General features: G+C 71.0%; 11 protein-coding genes and 1 tRNA gene. 4 read left to right on the forward strand and 8 right to left on the reverse strand.

All coding sequences use genetic code 11. The annotated features are described in order from the left end of the window. Positions 1-2 precede the first annotated feature (2 nt). Positions 3-869 (forward strand): S-formylglutathione hydrolase, encoded by an 867-nt coding sequence (gene fghA / locus ACI6GS_RS15545; RefSeq protein ID WP_439814362.1) that lies wholly within the window; start codon positions 3-5, stop codon positions 867-869. Here fghA and ACI6GS_RS15550 read toward each other — a convergent pair. From ACI6GS_RS15550 to ACI6GS_RS15570, 5 genes are read right to left on the reverse strand one after another with little or no spacing between them, the layout of a single operon-like run. Beyond that, on the reverse strand, positions 866-2146 hold the full coding sequence (locus tag ACI6GS_RS15550) for an MgtC/SapB family protein (RefSeq protein WP_439814363.1): 1281 nt from the start codon (positions 2144-2146) through the stop codon (positions 866-868). The genes fghA and ACI6GS_RS15550 overlap by 4 nt on opposite strands. Then, a complete protein-coding gene (locus tag ACI6GS_RS15555) occupies positions 2146-3633 on the reverse strand; it encodes a hypothetical protein (RefSeq protein WP_439814364.1) in 1488 nt (495 codons plus the stop codon). Before ACI6GS_RS15555 ends, ACI6GS_RS15550 begins: the two co-directional genes overlap by 1 nt. A gap of 55 nt (positions 3634-3688) precedes the next feature. Beyond that, positions 3689-4234, reverse strand: coding sequence for a glutathione peroxidase (locus ACI6GS_RS15560; RefSeq protein WP_439814365.1), 546 nt, complete (start codon positions 4232-4234; stop codon positions 3689-3691). Between the two features lie 47 nt (positions 4235-4281). Then, positions 4282-5043 (reverse strand): aspartate/glutamate racemase family protein, encoded by a 762-nt coding sequence (locus tag ACI6GS_RS15565; protein WP_439814366.1) that lies wholly within the window; start codon positions 5041-5043, stop codon positions 4282-4284. A gap of 56 nt (positions 5044-5099) precedes the next feature. Beyond that, positions 5100-5378, reverse strand: coding sequence for a DUF2934 domain-containing protein (locus tag ACI6GS_RS15570; protein ID WP_439814367.1), 279 nt, complete (start codon positions 5376-5378; stop codon positions 5100-5102). A 237-nt stretch (positions 5379-5615) separates the two neighbouring features. On the opposite strand from ACI6GS_RS15570, the gene ACI6GS_RS15575 reads away from it, so the two are divergent. Next, a complete protein-coding gene (locus tag ACI6GS_RS15575) occupies positions 5616-8165 on the forward strand; it encodes a PAS domain-containing protein (protein ID WP_439814368.1) in 2550 nt (849 codons plus the stop codon). 49 nt (positions 8166-8214) lie between these two features. After that, on the forward strand, positions 8215-9780 hold the full coding sequence (locus ACI6GS_RS15580) for a D-aminopeptidase (RefSeq protein ID WP_439814369.1): 1566 nt from the start codon (positions 8215-8217) through the stop codon (positions 9778-9780). A 22-nt stretch (positions 9781-9802) separates the two neighbouring features. On the opposite strand, the gene ACI6GS_RS15585 is transcribed toward ACI6GS_RS15580, so the two are convergent. Further along, the gene (locus tag ACI6GS_RS15585; protein ID WP_439814370.1) at positions 9803-10744 is read right to left on the reverse strand and encodes a LysR family transcriptional regulator; all 942 of its coding nucleotides are present in this window, start codon (positions 10742-10744) and stop codon (positions 9803-9805) included. 127 nt (positions 10745-10871) lie between these two features. Here ACI6GS_RS15585 and ACI6GS_RS15590 point away from each other — a divergent pair, with 127 nt between their 5' ends. After that, positions 10872-12065: an acyl-CoA dehydrogenase family protein gene (locus ACI6GS_RS15590; RefSeq protein ID WP_439814371.1), complete on the forward strand. Its 1194-nt coding sequence runs from the start codon at positions 10872-10874 to the stop codon at positions 12063-12065. 25 nt (positions 12066-12090) lie between these two features. On the opposite strand, the gene ACI6GS_RS15595 is transcribed toward ACI6GS_RS15590, so the two are convergent. Both ACI6GS_RS15595 and ACI6GS_RS15600 read right to left on the reverse strand, forming a co-directional pair. Then, positions 12091-12180 (reverse strand) — tRNA-Ser (locus ACI6GS_RS15595). Positions 12181-12267: 87 nt separating this feature from the next. After that, entirely contained in the window at positions 12268-13053 is a 786-nt protein-coding gene (locus tag ACI6GS_RS15600; RefSeq protein ID WP_439814372.1) for an FkbM family methyltransferase, read from the reverse strand. Positions 13054-13110 lie beyond the last annotated feature (57 nt).

Here is a 13110-nt window from a genome sequence, read left to right on the forward strand (position 1 = left end):
CCATGAGCGCTTCGCCCGCCACGCCTGAGACCGTGTCCCGTGCCCGCATGTTCGGGGGCACGCAGTATGTGTTCCGCCACACCTCCGCCCAGACCGGCACGCCGATGCGCTTCGCCGCGTTCGTGCCGGACATGCCTGGGCAGCGCCAGCTGCCCGTCGTGTGGTTCCTGGCGGGCCTGACCTGCACGGAGGAGAACTTCACCACCAAGGCGGGCGCCCAGCGCGTGGCGGCCGAGTTGGGCGTCATCCTGGTGGCGCCCGACACCAGCCCACGGGGTGAGGGCGTGCCGGGCGATCCCGATGGCGCCTGGGATTTCGGCCTGGGTGCGGGCTTCTACGTCGACGCGACGCAGGCCCCCTGGGCGACCCACTACCGCATGCGCTCGTACATCGAAACGGAGCTGCCGGCGGTGGCGGCGGGCGTGCTGCCGATCGACCTGGAGCGGCAGGGCATCATGGGCCATTCGATGGGCGGGCATGGCGCGCTGACGATCGCGCTGCGCAATCCGGGGCGCTATCGCACCGTCTCGGCCTTTGCGCCCATCGTGGCACCATCCAACTGCCCCTGGGGGGAGAAGGCGCTGGGTCGCTACCTCGGCCCCGATCGCACGGCCTGGCGCAATTATGACGCCTGCGCCCTGATCCTGGATGGCGCGCGCTGCCCGCGCATCCTGGTCGACCAGGGCCTGGCCGATGGCTTCCTGGAAAGCCAGCTGAAGCCGCATCTGCTGGAGGAGGCCTGCGCCGCGACCGGGCAGCCGCTGACGCTGCGCCGGCACGAGGGCTATGACCACTCGTACTACTTCATCGCGACATTCATCGAGAGCCACCTGCGCCACCACGGGGCGGCGCTGAAGCTGGCGCTCTAGCCAAGCCAGAGGGCGCCGCCGCCGGCAGCCACCGCGGCAAGGCTGGCGACGCCCACGCGCAGGCCCAGGGCCGGGGTGCCCAGCACGCAGGTCATCACCGCCTTGGCCAGCGAGTTGGAGGCGACGCCCAGGGCGATGGCGGTCGCCAGCGTCGCCAGCGGCAGCGTGCCCTGCCGGGCCAGCGACAGGGTCAGCGTGTCGGCATCGGCGATGCCTGAGAGCAGGACCAGGGCATAGAGTCCGGCATCGCCGAACAGCTCCGTCACGATGCGCGACAGCAGCATGATCGCCGCGATGAACAGCGCCAGCTTCAGCGCCATGCCCAGGTTCAGCGGATTGGTCAGGTTCAGCGCCGGCCCGTCGCGACCGCTGGCGCGGGCGATCAGGACCAGCGCCGCCAGCAGCAGCACGGCGCCCGTGGCGACGACCGGCCAGAGCAGCGCGCCGAACAGCGCCGCGTTGAGCGCCCCCGCCAGCAGGTAGACGCGGCCGACCATCACCGCGCCTGCCAGCAGCACGCCACCCGCCAGGACGCCGCTGCCCGCAGGCGCTTCCCGCGAGAGTCGCGAGAGCGTCACCGTGACGGCGGTCGAGGAGGACAGACCCCCCGCCAGCGCCACAAGGGGGATGCCCGCCTGCTGCCCGATCACCCGCACCGCGACATAGCCCACGAAGGACAGGCCGGCGATGATGATCGCCAGCAGCCAGATCTCGGACGGGTTGATCGCCTGCCACGGGTCGATCGGGCGGTTGGGCAGCACGGGCAGCAGCAGGAAGGTCATCGCCAGCAGGATCAGGACGGCACGCACTTCCTCCCAGCTCAGCCGGCGCAGCCAGGCATGGAGCGGCCGCTTCAGGCCCAGAAGCAGCACCATCGCGACAGTGGCGCCGATGGCGATGCGGGTGTCGCCCAGCACCGCCAGCGCCCCCAGGGCAAAGGTGAGCAGGCCCGCAACCACGCCGGTCGCGCTGAAGTCCTTCTCGGCCCGCGCCTCCAGCCAGTGGAACGCGGTGAACACCGCGGCAAAGGCCAGGAAGCCGGCGGCCAGGGGCAGCGCGCCGGCAGCCGGCACCAGCGCGCCCAGCACGCCGCCGAGCAGGCCCGACAGGGCAAAGGTGCGCAGGCCCGCCGCGCGGTCCCCGTCCTGGTCCGCACGCGCCTGCCAGCCCCGTTCCAGCCCGACCAGGAGGCCGATCGCCAGGGCCACGGCCAGGCGCATGGCCAGGGCCAGTTGCGGTCCCGCCAGCTCGGACGTGCCCAGCTCGACCGGGGGCATCAGGGTGCCCCGTCCGCCATGGGGCAGGGGCCCGCGCAGCGCGCCATCAGGCGGAAGCGCCCGACGTCGCGGGCGACCGCATAGCGGGCCAGAAGGCCGGGCAATCCAGGGATGATGGCCATGTCCGACAGATAGTCGACAATGGGCCCCCCTGGCCAGGACCGCTCCACCAGGATCAGTTCGGGGCGGGCGGCATCCAGGTCCGCTACGACCTGGTTCAGGATGGCGTCGTCGGCGGTGGGGCGTTGCCCCCGCTGGTAGCGGGCGAACATCGGCCATAGCGACATGTGCCGCCCCGACCAGCGCAGGTCGAGGTCAGCGGCCACGGTGAAGACCGGGGCGAAAACGGTCAGCGCGCCGATGCGGATGGGGCCCCGCCAGGCATGGGCCGCGATCTCGCCCGCGATCGCCGCTTCCAGCGCCACCGCCTCGGCCCGCGACGGGTAGGGGCGGAGGGACTGGCCCACAAGCTGCTGGCCACAGGCGAGCACCAGCAGGACAGCGCCCGCCAGCGTCGCCAGCCGGGGTGCCTGCGCGATGCCGGGCGCGTGGGCCTGGCGCCATGCGGCAAGGCCGAGCAGGACGCCCGCCACCGCCAGCGGATAGAGGTGGTAGTCGAAGCCACGCGCCTGGAGGATCGCCGACAGCGCGGCGCCCAGCGCCACCGCCAGCAGCGGGCCCAGGGCGGCCCTGGCCGGGCCGTGGCGCCCCAGCGGCAGCGCCGCCAGTGCCTGCAGCAGCACCAGCCCCGCCAGCCAGGGCCGCAGCGCCAGCCAGAGCGGGCGTCCCCAATCGGCGACATAGACGGCGAGGGCAAAGGGGACGATGGTCGCCAGGTACTCGGGGTAGAACAGCGGCACCGACGCCGCGACGGCCGCAACCGTTCCGGCCAGGCCACAGGCGGCCCAGCGCAGATCGGTCCGCCGCCAGGCGCCGCGCAGGGCGGCCTCCATCCCCAGGAGCAGCGGCAGCAGCAGGAAATAGGGCTTCAGCGCGACGCCCAGTCCCGCCAGCACGCCCAGTGCCAGGGCCGGGGCGCGACCCGCGCGCGCGCCGGGCAGGCACAGCACCAGCAGCGGCAGGATGGCGATCATCAGCAGGTGCTCGCGCTGGCCGAAATGGCGTACGGCAAGCGGCCCCAGCAGGACAAGGACCAGCAGCGCCAGTCCGGGCCGGGCCGGCTGCAGCCATGCCACCAGTGCCGCCGAGCCGAGCGCCAACGTGGCGACCACGCCGTCGAAGACGGTGGACGCGGGCAGCCCCAGGGCGCGCGACAGGTGCACGACCGCTTCGGCCAGCCAGTAGACCGGCGGCGGATTGAACTCCACCACGTCGACATAGAGGCGACCGCCATCGGCCAGGCGCTGGGCCATGACCAGGAACATGGCGGCATCGCCATTCACGCCATGCAGCCCCTTGAGGACGACAAGCACCGCAAGGAGCAGCCCGGCAAGGGCCGCCCAGGCCAGCATGCGGGCAGGCGTCACGGCGTGGCGATGGCGCAGGGCGGGCGGCGCGCGACCGGCGCCGCCCCATCGCGGATCAGGCGGCCAGCGCCCCCTCGATCGCGCCGACCAGGCGTTCGTCGGTGGGGCCCATGTCGGGTGAGAAGCGGCCGATCACCTTGCCATCCTTGCCCACCAGGAACTTCTCGAAGTTCCACAGCACTTCCGGCTCCGCGTTCGGCGTCATGCCATAGCCCTTGAGCCGCTCGCGGAAGGTGTCCGTCCCCTCGGCCTTGGGCTGGGCGGCGGTCAGCGCCGCATAGAGCGGATGCTTGTCGCTGCCGGCGACCGAGATCTTGGAAAACAGGGGAAAATCGACCGAGAACTTGGTGGTGCAGAACTCCTGGATCTCGGCATCGGAGCCGGGCTCCTGCCCTGCGAAGTTGTTGGCGGGGAAGCCGAGCACGACAAGGCCCTTGTCCTTGTACTTGGAATAGAGCGCCTCCAGCCCCTCGTATTGCGGGGTCAGGCCGCACTTGGAGGCGGTATTGACGATCAGCAGCACCTTGCCGGCATAGGCGCCGAGGCTGCTGTCCTGGCCGTCGATCGTCTTCAGCGCGATGGATTGAAGCTCGCTTGCCACCTGGTGCTCCCGTCTCTGGGTGTTCGAAGGCGCGCAGTGTGGCGCGGTCAGGCGCCTCGCGCCACTTGTGATACGGCCGCCCGATCGCCCGGGGCGGCGCTGTCGCCCGGGATGCCATCGTCCAGGGCTGCCGCGACGGCCGCCTGGGCATGCAGGCTGGTCGTGTCGAACAGCGGCACCGGACTGTCGTCCGGGCCAAGCAGCAGCATGATCTCGGTACAGCCCAGGATCACCGCCTCCGCCCCCCGCGCGACCAGCCGGGCGATGACCTGGCGATAGGCCTGGCGCGAGCGGTCGTCGACGATCCCGGCGACAAGCTCGTCATAGATGACGCGGTGGACCAGCGCGCGGTCGGCGGCCTCCGGCACGATCACATCCAGCCCGTGGCGAGCGGCAAGGCGACCCTTGTAGAAGTCCTGTTCCATCGTGAAGGCGGTGCCCAGCAGGCCGACACGGGCAATTCCCGCCGCGCGGACGCGCGCGCCCGTGGGGTCGGCGATGTGCAGCAGCGGAATGCCGACCGCCGCCTGCACCAGGTCGGCCATGCGGTGCATGGTGTTGGTGCAGATCAGCAGGACTTCGGCCCCGGCAGCCTGGAGCCGTTGCGCCGCATCGACCATGCGGGCGGCAAGGGCGTCCCAGTCGCCATCGTGCTGCAGGCGCTCGATTTCGGAAAAGTCGAACGACCAGAGCAGGCACCGGGCCGACGCGGTCGGCCCCAGGCGGTCGCGCACCCCCTCATTCAGGATGCGGTAGTACTCGGCGGAGCTTTCCCAGCTCATGCCACCGATCAGGCCGATCATCTTCATGGCCGCAATCCTAGTGCGGCCCGGCCTCCGCGTCGTGCCCGGTCCGCGCGTGTACCTCAGCCTTCGCCGGAGGCCGTGCGTCCGGTGCGGGAGGCATCGACGCCAGCGCCATCGCGCCGGGGCGTGCTGAGCAGCGGCTGAGCGGGGTCGTGGTCGCCATGGCCGCCGTCGGAGCCGGCCTCGCCCTGGCGCTGGCCGTCCTCGCGCGCGATCTGCAGGGCGGCGGCGTTCCAGTGCTCGTGCTGCCGGCCCAGAGGGCGCCCGTCCTGTTCCCACAGGTAGAAGGCCCGGGTGCGGATGCGCTCGGTGCGCGCGGCGTCGGGATCGTGGCTCATCGTCATCTCCTGTCCTGCCGGCTTGTGCTGGCATTGCGTGATGGACCCGTTCCAACCCCAACGCGGCCAAAGGGTTCAGGCGGGACACCCCGACGGGGGGCGGCGGACGATCGCCCGACCGTCGCCCGCGCACCACAGGCTGGCGCGATCTGCGGGCTGGCCGCAGGAATGTTGCAGACACCAGGCATCCGAATCGCGGGATCCGGGTTGTGATGGGCTGGAGGGTCGGGGGAGTTCATGACGCAGGACGGCACCTGGGACGAAGGCGGGGGGGACGGCGATCCCTTGGCCGGCGTTTTTCCGGGCAACAGCGAGATGGCCCGGCTGATGCGACGGCACGACTGGAGCGCCACGCCGCTGGGCGATCCGCGGGCCTGGCCGGACGCGCTGAAGATCCCCATGCGCATGCTGCTGACGACGCGCTTCGAGATGTGGCTGGGCTGGGGCCCGGACATGCTGTTTTTCTACAACGACGCCTATATCCCGACGCTGGGCATCAAGCATCCGGCGATGATGGGCCGCCCGTTCCGCGAGGTCTGGGCCGAGGTCTATGACGATGTCGCGGACCAGGTGGCGCGCGTCTGGGCGGGCGAGGGCACCTGGAACAAGGCGCTGCTGCTGCTCCTGGAACGCAGCGGCTATCCAGAGGAGACCTATCACAGCTTCTCCTACAGTCCGCTCCACGGCGGCGACGGCAGCGTCAGCGGCCTGCTGTGCGTGGTGAACGAGGACACCGAGCGCGTCATCGGCGAGCGCCGCATGGACACGCTGCGCCAGCTGGGCATGGCCCTGGTCGGCGCGGCCAGCGAGGACACCGTGCGCCAGGCCGCCTGCACGGTTCTGGACGCCAATCGCCGCGATTTTCCCTTTGCCCTGGTCCGGCTGGGCGCGTCGCCTCTCTTTCATGCCGCCGGGGAGGCTGCCCGCGCCCTGGTCGACCGCACTGAAGTGGCGGCGCTGCTGCCGCCGGAGGCCGCCGACGACCCCGCCGCCGCCCAGGTCGTGCGCCTGCCGGACGGGATCGACTGGCCCAGCGGCGACTGGGACCGGCCGCCCGATGCGGCCATGACCGTGCCGATCCCGGGGGCCGCGGACCAGGCACCGTTCGGCTGGCTGATCCTGGGCCTCAACCCCTATCGCCGCGCCGACGACCATCTGGGCGACTTCGTCCGCCTGATCGCCGGGCAGATCAGCGGTGCGCTGGCCAATGTCGCCGCGCTGACGGCGGCCGAGCGACGGGCCGAGCGGATCTGGTCGCATGGCCGCGACCTGATGGTGGTGGTGGGCGCGGATGGCGTGTTCCGTTCGGCCAGCCCCGCCTGGACGCGCATCCTGGGCCACCCTGCCGAGGACGTGGTCGGCCATCATTTCAGTGAATTCATCGTACCGGAGGACGAGCCCGATTCCCTTGCCGCCCTGCAGCGTGCGGCCGCCGCCGCCGACCTGACCGGGTTCGAGAACCGCTATCGCACAGCCGACGGGGCCTATCGCTGGATCTCGTGGCACACGGCGGTCGAGGATGGGCTGGTCTATGCCTATGGCCGCGACGTCACCGACCAGCGCGCCAACGCCGAAGCCCTGCGCGCCGCCGAGGAGGCCCTGCGCCAGGCCCAGAAAATGGATGCCGTGGGGCAGCTGACGGGCGGCATCGCGCACGACTTCAACAACCTGCTGACCGGCATCATCGGCTCGCTCGAGATGATGCAGAGGCGCATTGCCCAGGGACGGACCGCCGATGTCGAACGCTACGCCGCGGCGGCGACGGCCAGCGCCGACCGCGCGGCCTCGCTGACCCAGCGCCTGCTGGCCTTTTCCCGGCGCCAGGCGCTGGATCCGAAGGTGGTGGACGTGAACCAGCTCGTCGCCGGGATGGACGAGCTGATCCGCCGGTCCATCGGCGAGGGGATCGTCCTGGAGCAGGTCTGCGCCGCCGACCTGTGGCACACGCGGTGCGATGCCAACCAGCTGGAGAGCGCCATCCTGAACCTGGCGATCAACGCGCGCGACGCCATGCCGGGCGGCGGGCGCCTGACCATCGCCACGACCAATGCCACGATCGATCCCGAGCAGGCGCTGCTGCGCCATGGCGGACCGCCGGGGGAGTACGTGACCGTGTGTGTCGCCGACACCGGCCACGGCATGGCGCCCGACGTGGCCGCCCGGGCGTTCGAGCCGTTCTTCACGACCAAGCCGCTGGGCCAGGGGACGGGCCTGGGCCTGTCCATGATCTATGGCTTTGCCCGGCAGTCGGGTGGCTTCGTCACCATCGACAGCGCGGAAGGCACGGGCACGGCCGTGCGCCTGCATCTGCCGCGCTGCCATGACAGCGCCGTTGTCGAGCCGCCGGTGGAGGCGTCACCGCAGGCCGCGCGACCGCCGCCCACGGAGACCGTCCTGGTAGTCGAGGACGAACCCACCGTGCGGGCGCTGATCGTCGACGCCCTGCAGGAGCGGGGCTATCGCACGATCGAGGCGGGGGACGGCCCGGCGGGCCTGGAGATCCTGCGCAGCGCGGTGGGTGTCGACCTTCTGGTCAGCGATGTCGGCCTGCCCGGTCTCAACGGGCGGCAGCTGGCCGATGCGGGGCGAGCCCTGCGCCCGGACCTGCCGGTGTTGTTCGTGACCGGCTATGCCCATAACGCGGCCGTGGGCAACGGCCTGCTGGAGCCGGGCATGGAGGTGCTGACCAAGCCCTTTGCCATCGACCAGTTGATGGACCGGATCCGGGCGATGATCGATGGCCGGCCGGCACGGTTGGGGGATGCGGTCGGGCCTGCCGTGGCCTAGCCTTGGCGTCATTCTGCGGCGGTGCCGCGCCCCCGATGAGCCCCGATCCATGACGCATCTCGATTCCGCCGCCCTTGACGCCGCCCTGGACCTGCTGCCGGCGCGCTTTCCGGGGCCGGGTGGCGTGGCGGGTGTCGTGAAGGACGGCCGCATCGTCGGCGCGCGCGCCTGGGGCCATGCCGACCTGGAGGCTGGCCTGGCCATGACGCGGGCGACGCGCCTGCCCATCTGCTCGATCTCGAAGCAGTTTACCTGCGCCGTCCTGCTGGCGACGCTGGGCGATCCGGCGCGTCTGGACGATGGCGTGCGCGGCCTGCTGCCCAACCTGGCGGGGCCGCTGCCCAGTGCGCGGCAGCTGTGCGACAACCAGTCGGGCCTGCGCGACTATTGGGCCCTGACCGTGCTGCACGGCGCCCGGGCGGAGCAGACATTCCGGCGCGAGGACGCGCATCCGGTCCTGGCGCGCATGCGCAGCACGCATTTCGCGCCGGGCACCAGCTACTCGTACTGCAATGCCAATTTCCGCATCCTGGGCGACCTGATCGAGGACGCGACAGGCACGGACCTTGAGAGCCTCTATCGCCGCCATGTCTGGGGACCGGCGGGCATGGGCACCGCCGTCCTGGCGGCCGACACGCGCGCGCCCGTCGATGGCGTGGTCGGTTACGAGGGGAGCGACGCGACCGGCTTCCTGCCGGCGGCGAACGGCATCTATTGGATCGGCGATGCCGGGATCGCGGCGTCGCTGGAGGACATGCTAGCCTATGAGGCGTGGATCGACGCCACGCGCGATGATGCGGCCGGCCTGTACCGGCGCCTGGCCCTGGCGCCCGCCTTCAGCGACGGAAGCCCGGCGCGCTACGGCTTCGGTCTGGCGCACGAGGCGATGGAGGGCGTGGCCCTGACCGGCCATGGCGGGGCGCTGCGCGGCTTCCGGGCGCAGCGCCTGCATGCGTCGGCGGCCCGCTTGTCGGCGGTCGTCATGCTGAATTATGAAGGCAACGCCCATGGCGCCGCGCGCAGCCTGGTGGCCGCGGCCCTTGGCCTGCAACCGCCCACGGCGGGCGAGGCGGTGCCCGAGGCGTGGAGCGGACAGTGGATCGGGGAGGAAACCGGCCTGCTGGCCCGGCTGGACGTCGCGGGCCGCAGCGCCGTCCTGCGCTATGGCACGGGGCCTGAGGCGCTGGACCTGCGCCCCGACGGCACGCTGGCGGGCCCCGGCGTCACCCTGGCCCGGACGGGCGATAGCCTGACCATGGCGCGGCCGGGAGAGAACCGCATCCAGGTCATGCGTCCCCTGCCGCGGCTGGAGCGGGCGGACGCGAAGGCCCTGGCCGGCGTCTATCATGCCGAGGAACTGGACGCGACGCTGCGGATCGAGGAGCGCGACGGCGGCGTGCATGCGATCTTCCAGGGCATGCTGGGCGAAGGCCGGCCGGAGCGCATCGCGCCCGCCGGCCCCGACACCTGGACGATCGCCACCCGACGCTCGATGGACGCTCCGGCGCCGGGCGACTGGACGCTGTGCCTTGCCCGCGCGTCCGACGGGACGACCACGGGCTTGCGCCTTGGCTGCTGGCTGGCCCGCGACATTGCCTATCGCCGCATCGCCTGAGGGCCCGGGGAGCGCGTGACGGTCAGCCTGGCGCCGCCATCGCGGCGCAAGCGGCGAACTGGTCGCGCAGCCAGGCATGGCCCGGGTCGCCGTCCACCCGGCGGTGCCACATCATGGTCAGGACCATGTCCGGCACCGCGATCGGCGATGGCAGGACGGCAAGGTCGAAGCGCAACGCATAGAGCCGTGCCAGGCTTTGCGGTATCAGCGCGATGCAGTCGCTCTGGGCGACGATCAGCGGCAGGTTGACGAACTCCGACACGACCACCCGGTCCACCTGCTGCAGGCCACGCTCGCGCAGGTACAGCACTTCCAGGCTGGCGGGCAGCGACAGGTCCAGGTTGAAGGTCGCATGCGCCCGCGCGAAATAGCCCTGCTCGTCCAGCCCCGTGGCCGCCGCCGGATCATCCCGCCGCACGATCACGACAAAGGGTTCGGTCAGGATCGGCGCCGTGGCGAAGCTGGCGCTGTCGTCCACGACCGTGGCCAGGACGGGGCGCGGCCCGACGATCAGGTCGATCCGGCCCGCGCGCAGCAGCTCGCTCGATTCGCGTCGCGCCACGCTGAACTGCACGCTGGCCGATGGGGCCGCCCGGCCCAGGCGCGCCGCCAGCGGCGGCCCCACGATCGCCGCCACATAGTCGGCCGTTGCGATGCGGAAGCGGCGCGTCGTGGTCGCCGGATCGAACGCCCCCCGGCCGATCACCTGGCGGACGCTGGTCAGGCTCGCCTCCAGCGCTGGCTGCAGGGCTATGGCCCGCTCGGTCAGGCGCATGCGCCGTCCCTCCCGTACCAGCAGCGCGTCCCCGAAATGCGCGCGCAGGCGGCGCAGGCCGTTGCTCACCGCCGCCTGGGTCAGGTTCAGCTCGACCGACGCGCGCGTCACGTTGCGATGGCGCAATAGCGCGCTCAGCATCGGCAGCAGGTTCAGGTTGATGCCGCGCAGGCCGTCTCCCGGTTCCATCGCGCCAGTATTCCATAAATCCGGTGAATGATTGGCATCACCGGGCAAAAGTTCCGCATGGGGTCCGGTTGCGGCAGGCTGCTGTCCGAACGACGTTCAGAACGCCTTGATCCGGGGAGGTCCCGTCATGTCAACGGCATACAAGCTGGCCCAGCCGCCCATTCCCACGCCCGACGAACTGGTGGCCCGCGCCCGCGCGCTGATCCCGTCGCTGGCGACCCGCGCCCAGGCGACGGAGGACAATCGCTCCGTCCTGCCCGAGGCCATCGCCGCGTTCGAGGCCGCAGGCTTCTATCGCATCCTGCAGCCCGCCGCCTATGGCGGCTACGAGATGCGGCCGGAGGTGCTGTTCCATGTCGCCATGGAACTGGCCAAGGGCTGCCCGTCCAGCGCCTGGTGCCTGTGCCTGGTGGCGGTCCACAATTGGGAGCCGGGCTTGATGAACCCGCAGATGGCGCACGACCTGTGGGCGGTCGACGATGGCGTGCGCGCCTCGTCCTCCTATGCCGCCTTTGGCAAGGTGGAAGCGGTTCCGGGCGGCTACCGCATTGCCGGGCGCTGGCCCTGGTCCAGTGGCTGCGATCATTGCCAATGGGTGATCCTGGGCGGGGCCGTTCCCGGCGCGGCACCGGATGCGCGGGCGTTCTTCATTCCCCGCAGCGACTATCGCATCGACGACACCTGGCACGTCATCGGGCTGAAAGGCACCGGCAGCAAGGACATCGTGGTGGAGGATGCGTTCGTGCCCGAGCACCGTACGCACCGCTTCGCCCTGTCCTTCCTGCGCCAGGACGAGGGCCTGTCGACCTTTACCGCGCCGACCTACCGCTACCCGTTCGGCATCGTCTTCGCCTATTGCCTGGCCTCGGTCACCGTGGGCATGGCGGAAGGTGCGCTGGACAGCTTCCTCGACCAGATGCAGGTGCGGCGCAGCGTCTATGACGGCAGCAAGGCGGCGGAGGATCCGCTGGTGCGTCAGCGCCTGGCCGAGGCCGGCGCGATCGTCCGGGCCCTGCGCCTGCGCTTCGATGCCGTGTTCGCCGAGATGGCCGCCGTGATCGACGACGGCGGCCAGCCCAGCCTGGAGAGCCGCGTCGCCTACAAGTGGGAGGCGGCGGCGATCGCCAAGGATGCCGCCCGTGCGGTCGACCTGCTGTTCAAGGCAACGGGTGGGCGAGGCATCCGGCTGGAGAATCCAATCCAGCGCTATTTCCGCGACATCCACGCCGCCTCGAACCACGCCTTCCTCAATGCCGACCGCGGCGCCCTCAACGCGGGCGCGGTCCTGATGGGCGCCCAGACCATGGACGTCGCGCTTTAGGGCATGGCCGAGGCGAACGGGGCGCTGGCGGATGGGGTGGGATTCGAACCCACGGTGACGTTGCCGCCACGGCGGTTTTCAAGACCGCTGCCTTAAACCACTCGGCCACCCATCCGGCGTAGGGGCCCCGCCGGTGAGGCGGGGCGAGCCGGTTGCTTTCGTCTCGGCTAGCATGGGGCGGCGGGTTCGTCCACCCGCGCGCTCACCGGGCCTGGCGGACGTACATGTAGTTGCGTCCTTCCGCTTGGCCGCAGACATAGCCCTTGGCGCGAAGGCGGGCGTCGATCCGTTCCACCGTCTGGCGCGAGGCGGGTCCTGGTTCGCGCAGGACGTCGAACTCGATCAGCAACTGGCGGGGCAGGGCGCCCCAGGTGTCGATGGAGTCGAGGATGTCCGCCTCCGCCCCCTCGATATCCATCTTGAGCACCGCGATTTCGCGGTTGTCCAGGGCCGCGACCAGGGCGGCAAGGGTCGTTGACGGCACGGTGATGTAGTCATCCGCCGAGTTGCCCACGAACTTGATCGAATGACTGACATGGCCGGCGGTTGCCGGCTTGAAGAAGCGCACCGGATCGTCGTTGATCCACAGCGCCTTCGCCTCGATCGTGATCTGTTCCGGCTGGACCTTGCCCAGGTCATAGGCGTCCACCGGCTGCTTGCCGCCGGGGGCATAGGGCCGTTCCGCTGCCTGGCCCACGCGGCCGATCATCTGCTGGAAATGGTCGAGCGCGCGCGGCGTGGGATCGACGATGACGACCCGGGCGCCGTAGCGGTTGGCGATCTCGACGTCGAATGACGCGTCCTCGCCCAGGCCGCAGCTGATGACGAGCCCCCCATTCAGGTCGGCGTCCGCCTTGACGGTCCACCCGCCATAGCTCGAACCGAGGCGGACCAGCCCCTCCAGCGGGGTGACGGCGATCCGGGGCGCGTGCAGGCGGGACAGGGTATGATCCTTGATCCGGTTCGCGATTTTCCCAAGGATGCTCATCGGACCCCGATCGTTCACTGTTCGCCCGCGGCCGCAGGCTGGCCATCGGCTCCGGCT

This window comes from Zavarzinia sp. CC-PAN008 (assembly GCF_051903925.1).
Taxonomy (GTDB): domain Bacteria; phylum Pseudomonadota; class Alphaproteobacteria; order Zavarziniales; family Zavarziniaceae.